A 19,723-nucleotide genomic window follows, 5' to 3' on the forward strand; every position below is an offset into this window, starting at 1 on the left:
CTAATTTACAACTCTAAACGCCTACTTTCTTTGAATTCAGTTTAATTCTCTTAATCCTTTCCTTCAGGGCACTACCCAAGGGGAAACCTTAAACCGAAACGCAGTCATGAAGCTTAGCCCAAGACTTTCTGTAACGCATTCCGATCCCCAAATCTTTCCCTGTGGTAACGAGCATCCCACCACAGCCAAGCTGACGCACTTTAACAGAGCCGATTTGGTATTATATAGAATCCCAGCTATAACCGCTTAAGTAATATTAGGAATCACAACCAAAATGTCATTATTAGAAGCACAGCAACTTACAATGCGATTCGGCGGTTTGACTGCGGTCAACCAGGTTAGTTTAACCTTGGAAAAAGGCTCGATCGCCAGTTTGATCGGCCCCAACGGTGCGGGCAAAACTACTTTTTTTAATATGCTGACAGGTATCTACAAACCGAGTGGCGGTCAGTTGCTTTTGGAACAGAAAAATATCACGGGTTTACCGCCCGATCGCCTGACAACTTTCGGCATTGCTAGAACTTTTCAAAATATCCGCTTGTTTAACAACATGACTGTGCTGGATAATGTTTTAGTAGGTAGGCACTGCCGATTGAAAACAGGTTTGTTGGGTGCAATCCTCCGCCCTCCCGCTGCAAATCTGGAGGAGCGGGAAGCTAAAATAAAAGCGCTCACTATGCTTGATTTTGTCGGTTTAGGTGCTGCTAAAGCGCCGGAGTTGGCAAAAAACCTTTCCTACGGAGACCAGCGCAGATTGGAAATTGCCAGGGCTTTGGCTTCCGATCCGAAAGTGTTGCTTTTGGACGAACCGACTGCCGGGATGAACCCTAACGAAACGGCTGATTTAACTCGCTTTATTTATCGGATTCGCGATGAGTTGAATTTGAGTATTTTGCTGATTGAACATGATATGAAAGTGGTGATGGGAATTAGCGATCGCGTGAGTGTTATGGAGTACGGTACTAAAATTGCTGAGGGAACTCCAGATCAAGTTCGCGCCGATCCTCGCGTGATTGAGGCATATTTGGGAAAAGAAGAAGATGGACATGGTTAATGGGTATTGTGTGCCGACAGATAAGTGACGTGGGCAGTGTTTATCCTCGGAAGAAGCGAGATAATGTTCAGCCAATTAACCCAATAAAATTAGGGCGGGTTTCACCAACAATCTGTCATTCAAACCGATAATATTTATCAACACACCCACGGCGACAGCATTTTATAACGAGCAATTCAACGGAAACGATAGGAGGTGCGCCTCGAACAGCCTACGGATTAACATCCGGGGTTTTTCCTAAAGTTTTGATTTGACTTCCGACATTTGTTTCTTGTGTTTTCTCTGCCTGACAAACAATCCTAAAAAGATTGCAGTACCTAATACTGTGCTCGGTTCTGGAACTGCTTCTGCTTCTGCTTCTGCCTTTGCGATATTGTTTTTAACTTCTACCAATGTTAAGTTAGTGGCGCTGTTGAATGTCCGCGAATATACCCCAGAAGTATACAGGAGGGTAGCTGCTGTACTTCCTTCAGCCAGAAAATTAAAGTTAATTTGTGTGGGTTTAAAGCTGTTGCTAACGAAGGCATTTGCAGAAAAGCCACTAGAAGAGTCTAAACTGATGGCAAATTGAAAAGAGTCTAACAAAATGTTAGTAACAGTGTTAATCACCCAGAAAGATATACTGCCACCCGCCCTGGCGCGTTCGGATTGGGGGTTGTCAACTGATGTTAAAAGAGCTAAAAATGTCTGAAAAGTGAAGGAAAAAGTTTCTTCGGCATCAATGAAGAAGTCGCCGATCACTGCTGCTTGACTTTGGGCGAAACCGGAATAGTTATTCCCGCTGCCTATGACTGCACTTTGCGAGAGATTTTCTGCCAGCAATTCGTGACAGTTAGATATAAAAACTGCATCAGCAGTTGCCTCGCTAATAACTGAACCGCTGTTAGCTATGGCCTGAGTGTAAGTGTTAATGTTAGTAAATGTACCTGTGTCAGTCGGTGTGTGACTGATGTTGTCAATCATTACTGCTGCTGCAGAACCTGCTATTGTGGCAGCACGGCTGGGCGCTACACCTACACTCAAGCTGGTTACTAAAGGAGTTGCTAATAAAAATGCGATCGCTCCACTAATGTGATTGAATTTCATGGTGAATTTCCTTAAATTTGAAACATTTTAAGTGTTGTTATTGGTAAGTTGTAGCAGTGGGTTTCGCTTACGTATCAATACTACCTATTTACTTAGAGATTTTTGTAAAGCTACTGTCAAGAAATCTTATGTTTAAGTAAAAATTATGTAAAGTTGGTCGCCACAGCTACAAAAAATACATTGTATGGGAGCTAGGGCTGGTGTTGATCTAAGTAAAATTACTGCTTACTATAAAAAAGCTTGATTTTAAATAAATGCAATAAAATTTTATAATAAGTCGGGATAATATAATAAGGCACAAAGCAGAAAGAGTAATTATGTTGGAAATTAAAGACATTCACACCTACTACGGAAATATCCACGCTCTCAAAGGAGTATCGCTAACAGTCTCGCAGGGAGAAGTTGTGACATTAATCGGCAGCAACGGGGCGGGGAAAACTACAACTCTCCGCACGATTCAAGGACTGCTGCGCCCGCGCCAAGGCACTGTATTATTTGAGGGAAAGCCTTTAGAAGCACTATCTACAGAGGCGATCGTCCGTTTGGGGATTTCTCAAAGTCCCGAAGGGCGGTTGATTTTTCCGCGCATGACGGTGCAAGAAAACCTGGAAATGGGTGCTTATCTCCGCAACGATACTCTCGGCATCAAGTCCGATATGGAAAAAGCATTAAATTTATTTCCTCGTTTGCGAGAAAGAATTAGTCAAAAAGGGGGAACTCTCAGCGGCGGCGAACAGCAAATGTTGGCGATCGCCCGGGCTTTGATGTCGCGCCCCCGCTTGTTATTATTGGACGAGCCGAGTATGGGATTGGCACCGATGTTAGTCAGTCAAATTTTTGCGATCGTCCGCGATATTAATGCTGAAGGAACAACTATTTTACTGGTGGAACAAAACGCCCGCATGGCTTTAAGTGTAGCCCATCGCGGCTATGTCATCCAAACTGGTCAGGTTGTAGTCGCTGGTACTGCTAGTGATTTGCAGTCAAATGAAACTGTTCGCAAAGCATATTTAGGTGAAAGTTAAATATGGGCATTGGGCATTGGGCATTGGGCATTGGGCATTGGGCATTGGGCATTGAAACTGACAACTAACAACCAAAAACCAACAAATAACAAATAATATCGTTTTCGGTTGCATCGGTATTGTTCAAACAGTCAACAGTCAACAGTCAACAGTCAACAATCCCGGAGGAGTGCAACCGGAATTGATATAACAAATTACCCTATTTGCGATCGCAACTTCCCCGTTTCCAATTCCGTCTCAAAAGCCGCCCGCACCTTTTCCCACTCCGCTTGAGCTTCCAAGAGGCGATCGCGCGCCGTACTCACATCAAAAACCTGTTCCCCTCCAGACTCAACCGCCACGCGACCCATATACTCCAACTCCTTGCAAACAGCAGAAAAAGACACGGCTCCTAAATTGGCGCTGCTAGACTTCAGGGTGTGAGAAGCCAGCTTCAAACTATCAGCATCTCCCAGAAAAATAGCCTCCTTAATAGTTTCTAAATGTTGCGGTGCGTCTACCAAATATATCTTAATCAGCTCCCCCAAAAAATCTGGGTCTTCATCATCATCTAGCTCGCGGAGATTTTGCAAAATATGAAAATCTATCGGCGAATCTGCTCCCGGTTGAACGCTCGAAGATCCCGCCCTTTCACTGTCAACTTGATCAGAAATATCTTGATTTTTTTCCTCATTAACCGCATCCAATTCATCCCGAATCAGAGGTGAACACTTGCTCAAGGCGATCGCCAACTCTTCCCGGCGCACCGGCTTAGTAATATAATCATCCATACCTGCTTCCAGACACTTTTCGCGATCGCCCTGCATCGCATTAGCAGTCATCGCAATAATTCTCGGCTTCTTGTTAGCAGGCCATTCCTGACAAATGCGGCGCGTCGCTTCCAACCCATCCATGTTCGGCATCTGCACATCCATCAGCACAACATCGTAAGATTGCCGCTTCAGCGCCTCCAAAACCTCCAACCCATTAGCCGCAATATCAGCCCGATATCCTATCCTGTCGAGTAAATGCGTAGCGACTTTTTGATTCACCACATTGTCCTCAGCCAGCAAAATCCGAATCTGACTAGAATTAGTTGCATCCTGTCCGCCAGAATTCGCCGCAACCTGCCTCAAAACAGCAGGCGTCCGCTGCACGCGGTGCTGTTCTTGAGAATTTTCAAAATACTTCAATCCCGAAGTCACAGTCACCACATTTGAAACTTCTCCCCTGCCGCTTCTGCCAGTAACATATCCAAAAACTTGCAGCAACACATTATAAAACTGTGACTGTTTTAAAGGCTTAGTTAAAAAAGCAGAAAAATGTACCTCTGTAGTTTCAAGTTTTTTCCAAACTTCGGCCTTACTTAAATAAGTAAACAGCACCAAAGGTAGGGCAATTTTGCGAGGGTTTTTAACGATGACATTCGGATTTAGGCCGTCGCCGCCGGACAAATTGCTCAGCTCAAATTTCCGAATCTCCACAGCCAACGCCACACCGTCCATATCTGGTAGATTCATCGCCAAAATAGCTAAATCGAGCGGCGAGTTTCCTTTGATGATTTCCAAAGCCTCAGCACCCGAAGTTACAGCCACGGGTATCATTCCCCAAGACTCTGCCTGACGGATCAAAACTTGCCGATTAATGGCATGATGCTCAACAATTAACAAGTGCTTACCAGCGGCAAATTCCGGTCTTTTTTCCTCAGCCCGGAGGTCATTCGCTTCAGCAGTCACCGTGAAATAAAAAATCGAACCCGAACCCGATATCGACGGCGGAGTAAATTCTGCAGGCGACCTTCCAGCGATACTTTGTCCGATCGCAGAAACTCCCGGTTGAGACTTAGAACTTCCCGGAGTAACCTGGCTGACAACCCACATTGTACCGCCCATCATATCGCTCAAACGCTGGCTGATAGCCAGTCCCAAACCCGTCCCGCCGTAATGTCGCGTTGTCGAAGCATCCACCTGCGAAAAAGCTTTAAACAGGCGATCCATCCGGTCTGGCGGAATGCCAATTCCCGTATCTTGGACAGCAAATTGAATCTCGTATTGTTTGCTACGTGCCAACTCTCCCTGGTTAATTAATAGCGGTTGTGGCGCTAGAATATTAATTTTATCTGGTGAACTATTAGCAGCTACCTGTTCAATTTGCCTAGCCGTACAGCACACTACAATTTCTCCCGATTCTGTAAACTTTACTGCATTGCCCAGCAAATTTACCAAAATTTGGCGCAGTCTCGTGACATCTCCTAAAATATTTTTTGGCACAGAATCATCAATAAAGTAAGCCAGCTCTAAACCTTTTTCTGAGGCTCTCGGAGCCAGTAATTCTAGAGATTCTTCTATACAGTTTTGCAGCTCGAAGGGGCTGCGCTCCAAATCCAATTTTCCCGATTCAATCTTGGAAAAGTCGAGAATATCATTAATAATAGTCAGCAAAGCATCGCCACTGGTACGAATTGTCTCCACAAAATCCCGCTGTTCAGGAGTTAGTTCCATATCCAGCAGCAAGCCCGTCATCCCGATTACCGCATTCATCGGAGTGCGGATTTCGTGACTCATAGTCGCTAAAAATTCGCTCTTAGCTCTATTAGCAACTTCCGCCGCTTGTCGTGCTTGATCCAAAGCTTCATTTTGCTCTGCTAACTGTCGCTGTCGCTGAACTTCCGTTTCTAAAAGTTGGGCTTGAGCTAAGGTAATGCCAACTTGAGCAGCAACATCTTCTAACAGTTCAATTTCGTCGGGATTCCACTGGCGAGTTGCATCGCACTGGTGCAAAGTAATAATTCCATTTGGTTCTCCTTGATAGGAAGTGCGAACAGCCAACATAGATTTTAATCCGATGCGACGGCACATCGGCCCCGAAGATTCCAGCAAAGGATCGGCAAACACATCGGGAGATGCCAGGGCTATATCTTCAGCGAGAAGTTTTTCTGTGTAGGGGTTATAAGTGACAGAAAGTTCTAAATCTAAAGCCGATTCGTGACCGGGCTCTAAGTATTCCGCGACGCAAGGAAGGTGGGGATAAGGTTCGGAAAGATAGGTATGAATTGTACAGCGATTGACACCAAATACGCGGCCGATTTGGGTGGCGGTAGTTTGGAAAATTTCTTGAGTATCTAAGGTCGATCGCACTTTTTGAGTAATTTGTTTGAGTAGTAAAACGCGCTGGTACTGACGTTGCAAAGTTCGCTCTCGCTCTTCGCGGGCAATTTCTGCGCCGATGTAATTGCCCATCAACTTTAAAATTTCAAAATTCAGCGGTTTAAAAGGAGATTTAGTGGTGCGGGAAGTAAAGCTCAAAGTGCCAAAAATTCGCCCTTGCACCATTACCCTCGTCCCCACAAAAGCCTCCAACTTGCGGACGCTGTAAGCGGGGTGGTTGCGCCACTGAGTAGTGCCGGCTGATTCGACAGAAATAGGTTCGCTCGATCGCAAAACCTCTCGCTCAAAGGTTCTGCTCAAAGCAAAACCGTCTCCTTTAGCAAATCCAAAGGGAAAATCTTCCGGTACATAAGCCGCAATCACTTCGTAGCGATCGCCCAAAACCCTGCCCAACAGCCCGATATCCATCCCAAACTGACTACAGCCCATTGCCAGCAACCGGATCGTTCGATCGTCAAAAGAGCCTTCCGAGCTCACCATTACCTCATAGAGCGATCGAATTGCCCGCTCGCTTTCCCGCAGTTCCTCAACTCCTTCGAGGCGGTTGCAGACATCGTGCAAAGTCCCGAAAATTCCCGCTATTTCGCCTTGCGAATTCCGGCGAACTTGGGCAAATAGTTCTACGGAAACAAAGCCGGAATTACTGTGAATTCCCAAGGAATTTTTGCCCGAAACCGACTTGGACTTAAATCGCAGTTCTCGCCGTTCAAATTCCGACTTCCCCGACAGCAAAGACTCCAATAAATTTGCACATTGCTCGCGCTCATCTGGATGCACCCACTCTAAAAAATTAGTTTGCAAACTTTCGGAAACCGCATAATTCGTAATTTCCGTCCAAGCGCGGTTGAGAAATTTCCAAACCCCCGCCGCATCTATGTGGAAAATTACTGTTGCTTTCAAAGAGTCAAATAGATGGAATTGTTCTCGATCATGCTCGCGGTTTTTGACTTCAAACTCCTTGTTTAGAGTAATATCTGTATGAGTTCCTACTACCCGCAGCGGTTTGCCAGTAACGCTGCGTAAAACTTGACCCCGGTTCAGCACCCAGACAGTGCTGCCGTCTTTACAGTACATCCGATATTCTGCTGCAAAATCCGGTGTCTTTTGGGCGAAGTGTTCTTCTAAAGCTGCCTTTACCGAGTCAATATCATCTCGGTGGATGCGACTCCACCATTCCGATCGGCGATTCGAGATTTCCCCTTCTTGGTAGCCCAGCATTTCTTGCCACCGCGCCGAATAAAAAAACTCATCTGTTTCGAGATTCCAGTCCCAAATCCCCTGATTGTTGACTGCATGGGGGAGATTTGGCCGCTCTACGAAAGTGTGGTGAGAAATTTCAGCTATCTCGTGGCTATTTGCTGCTGTCCGCTGTATTTCTGCTGAGAGTTTTTTGTATTGAGCGTTGCTAGATTCTAGCTGGCGCTGCAAAGCAATTAAGCCAGAATGCAGAGATTTTGAATCCAGCGCTTGTAAAAGGATAGTTTTAGGATTAATAATCCCGATCGGGTGATTTGTTTCGTTGATGACTAATAAAGGCAACTGGCAGTAGTGTTTTTGCAGCAGCGCGACGGCTGCTTCGAGGGTAGAGTGCGATCGCACCAGCGGCGGCGAACTGCTGCAAATTGCTCCCGCTTTAATTTTGTTAGAGTCTCTTCCCAGCGCCTGCAACTGCACAATATCCCGCGAACTTACCACCCCAACCAGTTTGTGAATGTTGGGATTTGTAAATTTGGAATTGTGAGCCGCACCAGTCGAGTGTTGATCGGGGGTTTCAGTGATTAATACATAACTAACATGGTGTCTAAACATCAGTTGCGCCAAGTAGCGAACTGAAGAATTAGAAGGAGCGTGAATTATTCTTGAAGCTGCTATTTGAGGGATTTGATAAAGTTTAATTAAACTTGCGGGCAGCTCTAATTTCTGATGCACAATTGGCAGCGGCGGAGGGAAGGCGAAAGCCGCAGGTGGGGAAGTGCTGCTAGTTGCTTTTGGTGTCGATTCCCCAATTCCCTGCAACATTTGCACCAAGCTTTGAGAGCTAATTAAACCAACAAGTTCTTCAGCCTCGCTAACGACCGGCAAATGGCTGATCTGATTTTTCTCCAGCAGATTTGCTAAGGCAAAAAAGTCGGGAATTTCCGATTCTCTGGCTACAGTTACGGTTCTGATCATGATTTGCTCGATCGCAAATCCCCTCAAAGCAGCGCCGATGGAATTTAGCTGTACGATATCTCGAGTGGTAAAAATCCCCAGCACTGTCTGGCTGTTCGGATAGGGAGCTTTTGAGCTGTTGAGACGCAGCCCATTGCCTCCTGCGTGTATCGCAGGCCGTTTGCCGTTGTAGAAACCCGACTGTTCCCGCGATTGTGGGGAAGTCCCGTTGGTGGGATTTCCGAGTTGAGAATGCCCGCGCGGTTCTACCACGAGGACGTAACTGGCTCCTGTGCTACTCATCAGCTCGATCGCCTTTTCTACGGGCGTCTCAGGGGTGACGGTGAGGGGATTGCGGTTGATGACCTGACTGAGGGAGGGAATAAACATCAGGGGGCATAAAAGTGATATTTGTTGGAAAAAGCCGATCGCGAGCAGCAGGTTGATTGAGAGGCTTTACCCGCGAGATTTCCAAGCGCGCTCAAAGTTTCTGTACGATTCAACTCACCCATACTTCCAGCATCTTGGCATTTAAAATTAATTCCGTGCCATATCCTGATAATTAACGGCTTCTGACTTTCAGAACCAATACTATCTGACAGAGGGCGGACATGAAGGCTGGCGGGCAATTCCTCGCTTAGCATAACTGCTGCAGGTTTACGAGCAAGAATTTCTGCGATTGTCTGGACTGCACCCTACTTTCTGCCCCTCAACGGAACTCTCGCTCGCATTCTGTTTGAGGCAAGATACCTGCACCCTACCAATTTACCAGCGACAGGAGGGGAATCACAACAGGACGACTTAGGTATGGCAACTGTACAATTAGGGGTTCGAGGGTTCGAGGGTTCGAGGGTTCGAGGGCCAAACAGGCAGAAAATAAATAATTCTGAGCATAACTAATTCTATCTTATCCCAATTATGGCCCAGAGGATTTGAGCTTCACTTCTGGCGATCGAACTTGATGAGAATAGCGCTGTTCCCCGCCAGTGCAAAACTCGCATTGCCGCCCTTCAGCCTTAAGCTACCAACAACCTCATCCATTGTTTGAGAACTGAACTCCCGCACCGTGCCATTACCAGTTTTTATCAGCTCCGAAATATCAGCATTAACAGTGTAAGATGTTGCTCGGTCATTGACAACCAGCAAGTAAACATTCTTGCTAGCATCAAGAGTTGCAACTGCCATTAAATCGGAACTGTTAGTGATAGGAAAAAAGGTAGCTTTCCCGCCCTGCAAAGCCCTAATTCCCATTCGCAAAGCATAGTAGCCCGCGCGCCGTTTTCCCCCGTCACCTAGCAAACCTTCCGCCCCTGCGGGCTTGCCCCAGTCGTACAAACAGAATATGTGACTTCCGTAAATATAATTATCCCCAGGTTGAGAACCTCGAATCAAATTCTTAATCAAATTTAAAGCTAAAGATAAATCGCCGTAGCTAATTTCGTAAGTTCCCCATTCTCCTACCCAAAGCTGCGAGTTAGCGCGGACAGTACCGTTCATCCAGCCGCGCACTTTGCGGGTGTAGTTAGAAATATCTGCATCGTAGTTGTGGACATTGACTGTATCGAAATAATTCGGTATTTCCTGCAAAGCACTAGCCGGCCAATTGCTGCCCCCTACGGTTTTCGGGCCATGGATGTGGTAAGTGCGATCCGGCAAATAAGTTTGGTAAACAAAGTCGATCGCATCTTTTGCCACCTTAACCAATTCAAAATAGTCAGCCCTAGTCCCGCCCCAACCCTGATCGCGATTGTCCGGTTCGTTGTGAATTTCCCAATCATCAACGCGGTAATCATTGCGAACATTCAGCCAATAAACCGTAGCAAAAACGTGTTCCCACCACTCGTTCCAATCTTCTCCTGTGCGCGGCGGATTCAGTTGCAGCGCCCAACTCGGATTCCAGTTATTATCCACATTCCGAATACTCACAACCGGGCGAATATTTGCTTGTTTGAGAGTATTAAAAATAGTCCTGGCATTGCCTTGCCAAACCGTACCGGGTTGTCCCGACCACCAATAATCGCTACCCTGGGGCGGATTACTCATAATCTGATCCCAATGCGCCCAATTAATTATATTTGGATTTGTCTTAATTTCGTCAATAGATGGCCAACCGTATTTACCGTCGTCGTCTTCGGGTTCCCACCGGGACATCCCGCCGTAAATGCGGTAGGTATTAATTCCCAAATCTTGCAAATCTTTGATGTCGAAATTGATATTGCCCTCGACTGCACCGATGTAGCGAGTGCTGACACCCGCAGCAGTACCGGAAATTTTAATTGTTTCAATGTTTTGAGCAAAAGTTGTCGTTCCGCTGAACAACTCTAGGCTGAGGGCAATTAAAAGGCCGAGAAACAAATTCAGAATTCTAGTTTTTGATAACACTTGACTATTAACTACTAATTTAGGTTATTTTATTTCAGAGGTAAAGGAACCCATCGCTAATCTAAATCGACTTGCGATCGAGTTTGTTAGCTGTTGTAATAAACAAGCATTAACTATACAAAGTTGGAGAATTAATATATAAAGTAAAATAGCACGGCTAGCAGTCAAAAGTGAAGGTTCACCTCGCACTACCACAGTAAAAAATTTGGGTATAACAATTAACCCTATAAACTGCGTTAAATATAGTTCATAGGAAATTTTAGAAATCCATGTTAAAAATCTCGTTGTTAAGTCTGAAAGTTTTATTAAACTCCTACAAAGATTAAAGACAATTACAAATATGCCCAATCCCAGGAAAGCATCATAAAAACACAGTCCAAAAGGGAAATATATACCTAGAAATTTTGGATTTGAAAATTCAAAGGAACCCATAATACCCAACATTTCAAAAATTATTGCTATGGCTATTGTGACGGGCTTAGTTAGGTAATTAATTAATAGAGTAGGATTACTTGCATAAACCTTGGCCATTGCCATTCCTAAACAAAACTCAAATAACCTTGAAATTGCTAAATAGCCTGGATAACTGAGATCGCCCAATATTGGCGAAAATACCTTAAAGTTAAAGCCTAATATTAAAACTAAAAATGTATAGATAACTTTAATAACAAAACAAGTGAAGAGAAACTGTCTAATAGTATTTTTTTTTAAATATTTAAAGAGCAAATAAAAGCACAAATAAAATTGAATTAGTGGAAACATAAACCAAGAAAATGGTATGGCTTTATCGAGAATTATCCAACTTCTCCAAAATGACCACCAATCAAAATAGCCATAAAATAAATCCGCTCTTAACCTAGGAATTATCACAGAGACAGCTAAAAGTATCCAGTAGGTAGGGTAGAGCCGGAAAAATTTTTTTCTCATAAAAATGCTCCAGCTTTCATCAGGTTTTAAAATTCTTGAATAAGCCAGTCCAAAACCACTGAGAATGAAAAAAATATGAACTCCCTGATATCCCAGCAAGAAAAATATATTCAGCACATCAAAAACTGTATTGCCTGCACTATTAAATGGCAGGGGAAAAAACTTGGCAATTGTCGAGGCTGGACCTACTACTTTTGCATACTCCAAAAAGTTGCTGTATCCAAAAAATGGAGGTAAGAAATTGAAGTACCAAAAATGAACCGCCACTACCCAGCAGGCAGCAAAACCTCTCATCATATCTAATTCTTGAAATCGATTATACTTCATCAATAAAAATCTCCGTTTAATTCAAACTTATAGCAACAGTGAGGACAGTTAGGATGGTAAGCCTAGGATGTACTCGATCGCTCTTAGGATGCTGCAGCAAAAATTCTACTCTATGTTATAAGTGCCAGCCCTGTCAAGGTGGTAAAGAAGACTCTCAAACCCTTGAAATATCGAAAGCTGCGATCGTTAAATCTGATTCTTTTAACAGGTGATTAAGCATACACTAGGTTTATTGCCGATCGCCAGCCGGTAGGATGAGGGAAAGCCGATCGATCGCACCAATTACGCTATGAGGGCAGTTTGCACTCACGAGCTAGAAGATTTCCAGCGTTTGAGGGAATTATAGACCCGGCTTAGCAGTCACCCCAGACCGGGCGGGGCGGGTTATCAGCGTCAAGCCGATCGCATTTGCCACATAACTGCAGCGTGAACCATCCCTAAATTGCGCGCTGCGGTTATGCGGCGATGTTTTTTGAGGACGGATTATATCTAGTGTCAGAGAATTCCAGGGGACGATCGCCTTTTGTTCGCTGGTAACAATAAAACATGGACGCCCAAGTTGCAGATAAAGCTAGTTTGGGCTTTATCTGGGCTGAAAGTTTGTTTAAATTACTTTAAAAACAAATATTTTTTTATTAATTAATTAGACACTCCCCATTTAATAAAAACAATAAACCCTCAGCAATTGCCGAGGGTTTATTTCCAGAATCATACAAATTTTTTAACAAAAAATATCGTAGATTATATTTGAGACTAACCCAAATTATCTTTACGGAAATTCTCTACTTGTTTAGGATCACAAAACAGGCGCCTCACAAACGCAATAATTAGACCGAAATTCCCCCACTGGCGCAGCGTTGTGGTGAACGGACGAGCAGAACGGCTCACGGAACAGCCAGACATCGATCGCGCGATGCAATTGGTCAAAGAACACAACCCCACACTTTCACCCGCCATCAATCGCACCTGGATTGACTCGCTGGGACTTGCGGAGGTAATTGCAATCTACCGCATTCACCTCAGCTAAATGAGCGGGCGCACGACGGAGGGAATCAGCAGTCGGTGAATATCTCTGCTCGCATGGGAATAATAATTTTCTCAGTGGATCGCGATCGTCCTACTCGCAGACTCAGTAGCATTCCGATCAAACTGAATATAATATTAAATGAACTTACTTGCCAAAAAATCTCTCATGTACCGATTCACTAACTGCGGCTGTTCCTGCTGCACCCAGTGGCTGCAATTAGGAATGTAATGAATCTGAAAATCGCGGACGTAATCTGCTGTTCCATAAGTTAACTCTTTGCCGAGGGCGGCATCATTTTCTCCCCAAATCATCAGCGTCGGAACTTGCAGCACGCTCCAATTCTGGCGATCGAGAAATCCGCGAGCAATATTGCGGTAATAATTGATAGTAGCAGTCAGAGCACCCCGTTTGGCAGCAGCATCTTTGTAAGCTTCGATATCTGAGGGGGTAAAGGTGCTTTTGTTAATTGCCATACCTTCCAAAGCAGCCGAAATTGCCTGATAGTCGCCCAACTGAATTAACAACTCCGGCAAAACTGGCAACTGAAACAAAAAGATGTACCAACTTTTCAACAATTGTTGGGGAGTGCGTAACCCTTCAGCAAACTTGGCAGGATGTGGTAGATTCATCACAATTAATTTATCCACCATTTGGGGATAAGCATAAGCAAAATTCCAGGCGATCGCGCCTCCCCAGTCGTGACCAACTAAGACGCAACTTTCGTATCCCAAACCCTGAATAATGCCCTTGACATCTTGCACAAACTCTGCCATCACGTAAGCAGATTGATCGTGAGGTTTGTCGCTGTCGTTGTAACCCCTGAGATCTACAGCGACTACTTTATAATCTGATGCAAATTCCGGGATTTGATGCCGCCAAGAATACCAAAATTCAGGAAATCCGTGCAGCATCAGCATCAGCGGCCCCGAACCTTGAGTGACATAGTGCAGTTTAATGCCGTTAGTAGGGATAAATTCGTGTTTCCAAGCAGCTTCTAGCACAGACATATTTGATGCTTCCTCTAGCTTTCGAGATATCCTAGCAGTTCCTCTGTTTAAGAGGAACCAACTTTAGGCATATGTAGCAATTCTCCCAGCACTTGTAAACTGTTCCTTTTCTCTTCCTTTGTGGAACAGGCGTCCCGCCAGTGCTTCTTCGCGCAAAAAAGCCGTAGCTTGGGGGGTCCGACGCGATCGCCCGTTTCCCAAAAAAATTGCTATCTCTGTCAAAATAATACTATAATGTCGCTGGCATCCAGACAACTGTTAAGCCAAAAATTACTCATTTTCGAGCGCGCGAAAATGCCGAAGCGCAACAATTTGAGGTGTGGTAATTGTGCAAGTTCAAGAATTAAGAACTGGCGAGTGTACTAGGAATTAAAGGAGTTAATACTATGTCGGGCGATCGCCTGCAAAACATTGTTAACCGCTTGACAGATCGTCTAAAGCGCGATGTATTAGTTGAACAATCCCTCTACGACATTCGAGAAATTTTGCAGAGCGATCGCGCCTTACTGTACTATTTTTACAGACAGTGGCAAGGTCGAGTGACTTACGAGATGTTGAGCGCGATCGAACTCTCAATCTTGGGTTCAACGGGGCCAGATGAGTGTTTTAACGACGAATACGCTGCTTTGTACGAAGCCGGCAGAGTTAAAGCAATTGCAGATATTGAAGTAGAACCAATTAACCCATGCCACCGAGATTTTCTGCGTAGCCTGAAAGTTCGCGCCAATTTAGTTGTGCCAATTTTAACGAACAAAGGACTGTGGGGGCTGTTAATTGCTCATCAGTGCAGCGGGCCCCGCACTTGGTTGCGATCGGATATTGAATTCATGCAGACACAAGCACAAAATATGGCAATGTCTCCCACAATTCAAGATAGTTAATATCGCGTCTACTATTAGTACATAATATACCAGGATTTCACCCTCGAATAATGTAACAGATCGCCCCCTTGGAGTAGTATGAATCTCAGTGTTCAACCGTTTTCGAGTTTGGGTGCATTCACTCGGCGATCGAAAATGACCAACCAACCGGAATCTTGTCCCAACCTAGCCAAATATCTATCTAACTGTTCCCAACCTTTGTCTCTAGCAAGAGTTGGCGGCAAGGAGTTTTCGGATGCTGGGGGAGCGAAACCCAAGAATGATATCTTGAGGAGACACGCCACGTTGAATCAGTTCTCGATCGATGTAGATTTCGGTACTGTTGTGTTGAATCCAGATTTTATTTTCGATGATATCGAGCTGCATGGCACACCCATAGATGCGATATTCGTCGCGCCATTCGTTGTGCATAACGAGATATCGATCGCGGGCGAAATCGAATATTAACTGAGCATTTGCGTCATTTGTAGAAAAGTCTTCGAGAAAGTTACACACAATTTTGCGGTATTCGTTTAGTCTATCCATTGGTCGATCGCCTCACGAGTTGGATTGTAAATAATTAGTCGAATTTCATAACGTTCGATGACTGTTTTTGCGGGTTCAAATCTGAGAAACATTTGGTAGGTATCGGTGGGAACTGCCAGATACAGCATACGTTCTGGTTCGCTAGAGACTTCGATGGCAATGCGATAGTTGAGGAATTGACCGAGGGCGGTGTGGAATTCAGAAATGGTGGAGCCACCTGCGAAACTTTTGACTTCTACAGCTATTTTACGTCCTTCTTTTTCAGCGGCGATCGCTTCTTCGGCTGCAAGATCGATGTAGACATCAGCAACACCATAGCGTAACTGGTAGGGATCGTGGGTAATTTTCCAGCCATCTTTTTGTAGGGCGATTTTGACCGTGTTGTGGAAGAGATCCTTTGCCATTTGTAGCTTTTACCCAAGGATTTACATCGGACAATATTAGTACATATTATACCCGAATGTTACGCACCAATAAGTGTAACCGATCGCCCATTAGAGTAGTACGAATTTCAGTTGTAAGGTGCGTCAAATATTTAAACTCTCAATAATCGTTATAAAAGCTCACCTGACGCACCCTACAATTTGATTTTAGTATGCCAATTGCGTAATTACTGTTACTATTAACTAACAGCTACAGCCTCCCCCAAAGGATGCTGCTGCAAAACCGCTTGCAAATACTTCCCAGTATAAGACCTCTGATTTGCCGCCACATCCTCCGGCGTTCCCGCCACAATAATTTCGCCGCCCTTATCTCCCCCTTCAGGCCCCAAATCGATCGCCCAATCGCAGCACCGAATCACATCTAAATTGTGTTCGATTACCAAAATTGAATTACCCTTATCCACCAACCTTTGCAGCACATTTAACAAATGGTGAACATCATAAAACGACAAACCAGTCGTCGGTTCATCGATTAAATAAAGCGTCTTCCCAGTAGCGCGGCGCGACAGTTCCGTTGCCAATTTTACCCGCTGCGCTTCCCCTCCAGAAAGCGTCGGCGCCGGCTGTCCCAACTGAATGTAACCCAAACCCACATCAACCAAAGTTTGCAGTCTGACGCCCGCCCTGGGAATATTTTTAAACATTTCCAAAGATTCCTCGACAGTCATGTTCAAAACATCAGAAATCGACTTGCCTTTGTACTTAACTTGCAGTGTTTCTCGGTTGTACCGTGCACCCTTGCAAACCTCACACTGCACGTAAACATCCGGCAGAAAATTCATCGAAATCACGTTCACGCCCTGGCCGCCACAAGCTTCGCACCTTCCCCCTTTCACGTTAAAAGAAAACTGGCCCGCTTTGTAACCTCTTGCCTTCGCTTCAATGCTTTCGGCAAACAAATCCCGAATCACATCAAAGACTCCCGTGTAAGTAGCGGGATTAGAGCGCGGAGTACGACCGATGGGAGATTGATCGATGACAATTACCTTATCAACCACATCATCGAGAGAGCGTTCCCCTTTAGTTTTTAGGGCGTCCATATCGGGTGGTAAAGGCACTTTTTTGGTGATATAGTGTTGCAGCGACGGGTACAACAATTCATTGATTAAAGTTGATTTTCCCGAACCGGAAACGCCTGTCACGCAGACGAGTTTTCCGAGGGGAATTTCTACATCGATATTTTTTAAATTGTTGCGCGTCGCATTTATGATTGAGAGAGCTTTGCCGTTGCCTTTTCTCCTTTCATTAGGGGTTTCAATTACTCGCTTTCCCGACAAATAAGCCCCGGTCAAAGATTCTTCGGCCGCCAGCAAATTTTCTAAACTTCCTTGCGAGATAATTTTGCCGCCGTGTACCCCAGCGCCGGGCCCGATATCGACAATATGGTCGGCCGCTCGCATGGTTTCTTCATCGTGTTCTACGACAATCAAAGTATTGCCTAAATCGCGCAATTTTGTTAAGGTTTGCAGCAGGCGAAAGTTGTCTCTTTGGTGGAGTCCGATGCTGGGTTCGTCCAAAACGTAGAGCACTCCTGTCAAACCAGAACCGATTTGAGTCGCCAGCCGAATTCGCTGGGCTTCTCCGCCAGAAAGCGTCATTGCGGCGCGGTCTAAAGTCAGGTAATCTAACCCGACATCGAGCAAAAATTGCAGCCTTGCTTTGATTTCTCTCAGGGCTAAATCGGATATTTGGAATTGCCGATCGCTCAATCCCAAATTATTTACTCGTTCGCGACATTCGCGAATCGAAATACTGGTTAAATCTACAATTCCGTACTGTCCCAACCGCACCGAAAGCGCCTCGGGTTTCAAGCGTTTGCCCTGACAAACCTCGCAAGAGCGATCGACCCGATATTGTTCCAGCTTCTGCTTAATCAAATCAGAACCAGTATCGTCGTACTGGCGCTGCAACATGGAAATTACGCCATTAAAATCTCTCCTAAAATCAGTGTTGCCGTCGCGCTTTTTACTTTCTCCGCTGCGCTTTTGTTCATTGCCGTACAAAATTACCCGCTGGTGTTCGGGCTTTAATCGATACCAAGGAGTGTCGATATCAAACCCGCAAGTATCAGCAATACTGCAAAGCAAAGAGAGATAATAGGAATTGTCTTTGTCTGACCAAGGCGCGATCGCACAATAAAGAGGTGCTTTCTCATCGGGAACTACCAACTCCGGCGCAAAAGTCCGCAAACTCCCCAAACCGTGGCAGTTCGGACACGCGCCGTAGGGCGAATTAAAAGAAAATAACCTGGGTGAAAGTTCTTCCATTACTGCGCCGTGTTCGGGACAAGCAAAGTTTTCGGAAAATACGATCGGCCCCTGTGGTTCGGAATTTTCATCACTCGGTAACTCTTCAACTATCGCAATTCCCTCAGAATGGCGCAAACAAGTTGCCAGAGAATCAACTAAACGTTCTTCTAAACCGGGTTTTTTAATTAACCGATCGACAACTATCTCGATATTGTGCGTATGATTTTTATCTAATTCGATATTTTCCGAAAGTTCTAAAATTTCTCCGTTAACTTTGACGCGGATAAATCCTTCCGCAGCTAAACTCGACAATAATTTGCGGTGAGTGCCTTTTTTTCCGCGCACAACTGGTGCCAGAAGGTGAAAGCGAGTGCCGTCGGGAAGTGCCATGACTCGATCGCACATTTCATCAATTGTCTGCGGCGCAATGCAGCGATCGCAAATCGGACAGTGCGGTTCTCCGGCTCTGCCGTAGAGCAATCTGAGATAATCGTAAATTTCTGTAACAGTGCCAACAGTCGATCGCGGGTTGTGAGAAGTTGACTTTTGGTCGATCGAAATAGCCGGACTCAACCCCTCGATCGCGTCCACATCCGGTTTGTCCAACTGTCCCAAAAACTGGCGCGCGTAGGCGCTGAGAGACTCGACGTAGCGGCGCTGTCCCTCGGCAAAAATTGTATCGAAAGCGAGGGAAGACTTGCCAGAACCGGAGACGCCAGTAAAAACGATCAGTCGATCGCGCGGCAGTTCCAGATCGATATTTTTCAGGTTGTGCTGTCTCGCACCGCGAACCCGAATCGTATTTTGGTTGTTTGAGTGAGAATTCGTCACATTATGCCCGTTGCGGGATGCACTTGGCTGGCTGTTTGAGGTTTCGGCGCGTTGGGACATGAGAGTAGTGCAAAACAGTGCTTAACCATCTTAGCGCTGCAGATCGAATAGCTGGCATCCAAACTCAAGAATATCAAAGAATTGTCAAATAAGTTTCCGTCGGCCCGTCGGGCAAAACCTTCAATCTTTGATTTTTCAAATCGACTTCAATTCCCAGCGCTTCCATCGGAATCACCCCTAAAAGTGGAGTTTTCCCCTCCGGCAATTCCAAACACTCAAAAGTCCCTTCGCGCCCGCACAGAGAAATCGAAGCATCCCGAAAAATCCTCGCCTCACTAATACCCGTGGCTGTTTCCACAACCACTTGCTTGAGGATTTTCAAACCCAGTCGGGCAATGACATCTTTAGGCAAACACAAAGTTGTCGCGCCCGTATCCACCAAAACATTTTCTAGAGTAACAGACCTGACTTGCTCGATGGGAATCAGATTATCTTCTGCTTTCCCTTCATCCAGCCGATTCGTAATTACTAGGGTTGTGATAACTTTTCCCATTAGGGTTTCCGTAGTTGTTTCCATTACGTTCAAATTATCATAAATTGCTGCTTTAATTATAGCGCACATATTTCCACAAATTGTAAGGCGATGCACTCCCCATTCTGCA

At 45.2% G+C, this 19,723-nt stretch carries 16 protein-coding genes; 4 read left to right on the forward strand and 12 right to left on the reverse strand.

Annotated features, from left to right (window positions below):
• The first annotated feature begins 274 nt into the window (after nucleotides 1-274).
• Nucleotides 275-1,054 carry an ABC transporter ATP-binding protein gene (locus tag QUA03_RS19325; RefSeq protein WP_333214059.1) on the forward strand — a complete coding sequence of 260 codons (780 nt, stop codon included), beginning with the start codon at nucleotides 275-277 and terminating at the stop codon, nucleotides 1,052-1,054.
• A gap of 237 nt (nucleotides 1,055-1,291) precedes the next feature.
• On the opposite strand, the gene QUA03_RS19330 is transcribed toward QUA03_RS19325, so the two are convergent.
• Nucleotides 1,292-2,140, reverse strand: coding sequence for a PEP-CTERM sorting domain-containing protein (locus QUA03_RS19330; RefSeq protein WP_333214061.1), 849 nt, complete (start codon nucleotides 2,138-2,140; stop codon nucleotides 1,292-1,294).
• Between the two features lie 317 nt (nucleotides 2,141-2,457).
• On the opposite strand from QUA03_RS19330, the gene QUA03_RS19335 reads away from it, so the two are divergent.
• Nucleotides 2,458-3,165, forward strand: coding sequence for an ABC transporter ATP-binding protein (locus QUA03_RS19335; RefSeq protein ID WP_006631855.1), 708 nt, complete (start codon nucleotides 2,458-2,460; stop codon nucleotides 3,163-3,165).
• 194 nt (nucleotides 3,166-3,359) lie between these two features.
• Here the strand turns inward: QUA03_RS19335 and QUA03_RS19340 are convergent, their stop codons facing one another.
• The 4 genes from QUA03_RS19340 to QUA03_RS19355 form a co-directional block, all read right to left on the reverse strand.
• The gene (locus QUA03_RS19340; protein ID WP_333214063.1) at nucleotides 3,360-8,852 is read right to left on the reverse strand and encodes a response regulator; all 5,493 of its coding nucleotides are present in this window, start codon (nucleotides 8,850-8,852) and stop codon (nucleotides 3,360-3,362) included.
• Nucleotides 8,852-9,106 (reverse strand): hypothetical protein, encoded by a 255-nt coding sequence (locus QUA03_RS19345; RefSeq protein ID WP_333214064.1) that lies wholly within the window; start codon nucleotides 9,104-9,106, stop codon nucleotides 8,852-8,854. The genes QUA03_RS19340 and QUA03_RS19345 overlap by 1 nt, the downstream gene beginning before the upstream one ends.
• Nucleotides 9,107-9,401: 295 nt before the next feature.
• Nucleotides 9,402-10,844, reverse strand: coding sequence for a hypothetical protein (locus QUA03_RS19350; RefSeq protein WP_333214066.1), 1,443 nt, complete (start codon nucleotides 10,842-10,844; stop codon nucleotides 9,402-9,404).
• A gap of 24 nt (nucleotides 10,845-10,868) precedes the next feature.
• Entirely contained in the window at nucleotides 10,869-12,098 is a 1,230-nt protein-coding gene (locus QUA03_RS19355) for an acyltransferase family protein (protein WP_333214068.1), read from the reverse strand.
• 859 nt (nucleotides 12,099-12,957) lie between these two features.
• Between QUA03_RS19355 and QUA03_RS19360 the strand changes: the two genes are divergently transcribed.
• Nucleotides 12,958-13,125, forward strand: a complete 168-nt coding sequence (locus QUA03_RS19360; protein WP_333214070.1) for a hypothetical protein — start codon at nucleotides 12,958-12,960, stop codon at nucleotides 13,123-13,125.
• A 134-nt stretch (nucleotides 13,126-13,259) separates the two neighbouring features.
• On the opposite strand, the gene QUA03_RS19365 is transcribed toward QUA03_RS19360, so the two are convergent.
• The gene (locus QUA03_RS19365; RefSeq protein WP_333214072.1) at nucleotides 13,260-14,132 is read right to left on the reverse strand and encodes an alpha/beta hydrolase; all 873 of its coding nucleotides are present in this window, start codon (nucleotides 14,130-14,132) and stop codon (nucleotides 13,260-13,262) included.
• A gap of 63 nt (nucleotides 14,133-14,195) precedes the next feature.
• Entirely contained in the window at nucleotides 14,196-14,354 is a 159-nt protein-coding gene (locus QUA03_RS19370) for a hypothetical protein (protein WP_333214074.1), read from the reverse strand.
• Between the two features lie 164 nt (nucleotides 14,355-14,518).
• Between QUA03_RS19370 and QUA03_RS19375 the strand changes: the two genes are divergently transcribed.
• Nucleotides 14,519-15,013 carry a GAF domain-containing protein gene (locus QUA03_RS19375; RefSeq protein WP_333214076.1) on the forward strand — a complete coding sequence of 165 codons (495 nt, stop codon included), beginning with the start codon at nucleotides 14,519-14,521 and terminating at the stop codon, nucleotides 15,011-15,013.
• A 92-nt stretch (nucleotides 15,014-15,105) separates the two neighbouring features.
• On the opposite strand, the gene QUA03_RS19380 is transcribed toward QUA03_RS19375, so the two are convergent.
• The 5 genes from QUA03_RS19380 to QUA03_RS19400 all read right to left on the reverse strand — a co-directional run bounded on the left by QUA03_RS19380 (nucleotide 15,106) and on the right by QUA03_RS19400 (nucleotide 19,638).
• The gene (locus QUA03_RS19380; protein WP_333214078.1) at nucleotides 15,106-15,237 is read right to left on the reverse strand and encodes a hypothetical protein; all 132 of its coding nucleotides are present in this window, start codon (nucleotides 15,235-15,237) and stop codon (nucleotides 15,106-15,108) included.
• The gene (locus QUA03_RS19385) at nucleotides 15,218-15,538 is read right to left on the reverse strand and encodes a XisI protein (protein ID WP_333214080.1); all 321 of its coding nucleotides are present in this window, start codon (nucleotides 15,536-15,538) and stop codon (nucleotides 15,218-15,220) included. The genes QUA03_RS19380 and QUA03_RS19385 overlap by 20 nt, the downstream gene beginning before the upstream one ends.
• Nucleotides 15,526-15,942, reverse strand: coding sequence for a XisH family protein (locus QUA03_RS19390; RefSeq protein ID WP_333214083.1), 417 nt, complete (start codon nucleotides 15,940-15,942; stop codon nucleotides 15,526-15,528). Before QUA03_RS19390 ends, QUA03_RS19385 begins: the two co-directional genes overlap by 13 nt.
• Nucleotides 15,943-16,160: 218 nt before the next feature.
• On the reverse strand, nucleotides 16,161-19,121 hold the full coding sequence (gene uvrA, locus QUA03_RS19395) for an excinuclease ABC subunit UvrA (RefSeq protein ID WP_333214085.1): 2,961 nt from the start codon (nucleotides 19,119-19,121) through the stop codon (nucleotides 16,161-16,163).
• A gap of 73 nt (nucleotides 19,122-19,194) precedes the next feature.
• Complete coding sequence (locus QUA03_RS19400) at nucleotides 19,195-19,638, reverse strand: retroviral-like aspartic protease family protein (protein WP_333214113.1); 444 nt, start codon at nucleotides 19,636-19,638, stop codon at nucleotides 19,195-19,197.
• Nucleotides 19,639-19,723: the final 85 nt, after the last annotated feature.

This window comes from Microcoleus sp. S36b_A4, from assembly GCF_036700645.1.
Lineage (GTDB): Bacteria > Cyanobacteriota > Cyanobacteriia > Cyanobacteriales > Microcoleaceae > Microcoleus.

Bases quoted from the DNA above. Each gene is read 5' to 3' on its own strand.
- QUA03_RS19325 (WP_333214059.1), top strand. From the start codon at position 275: ATGTCATTATTAGAAGCACAGCAACTTACAATGCGATTCGGCGGTTTG.
- QUA03_RS19330 (WP_333214061.1), bottom strand. From the start codon at position 2,140: ATGAAATTCAATCACATTAGTGGAGCGATCGCATTTTTATTAGCAACT.
- QUA03_RS19335 (WP_006631855.1), top strand. From the start codon at position 2,458: ATGTTGGAAATTAAAGACATTCACACCTACTACGGAAATATCCACGCT.
- QUA03_RS19340 (WP_333214063.1), bottom strand. From the start codon at position 8,852: ATGTTTATTCCCTCCCTCAGTCAGGTCATCAACCGCAATCCCCTCACC.
- QUA03_RS19345 (WP_333214064.1), bottom strand. From the start codon at position 9,106: ATGCTAAGCGAGGAATTGCCCGCCAGCCTTCATGTCCGCCCTCTGTCA.
- QUA03_RS19355 (WP_333214068.1), bottom strand. From the start codon at position 12,098: ATGAAGTATAATCGATTTCAAGAATTAGATATGATGAGAGGTTTTGCT.
- QUA03_RS19365 (WP_333214072.1), bottom strand. From the start codon at position 14,132: ATGTCTGTGCTAGAAGCTGCTTGGAAACACGAATTTATCCCTACTAAC.
- QUA03_RS19375 (WP_333214076.1), top strand. From the start codon at position 14,519: ATGTCGGGCGATCGCCTGCAAAACATTGTTAACCGCTTGACAGATCGT.
- QUA03_RS19385 (WP_333214080.1), bottom strand. From the start codon at position 15,538: ATGGATAGACTAAACGAATACCGCAAAATTGTGTGTAACTTTCTCGAA.
- QUA03_RS19390 (WP_333214083.1), bottom strand. From the start codon at position 15,942: ATGGCAAAGGATCTCTTCCACAACACGGTCAAAATCGCCCTACAAAAA.
- uvrA (WP_333214085.1), bottom strand. From the start codon at position 19,121: ATGTCCCAACGCGCCGAAACCTCAAACAGCCAGCCAAGTGCATCCCGC.
- QUA03_RS19400 (WP_333214113.1), bottom strand. From the start codon at position 19,638: ATGGAAACAACTACGGAAACCCTAATGGGAAAAGTTATCACAACCCTA.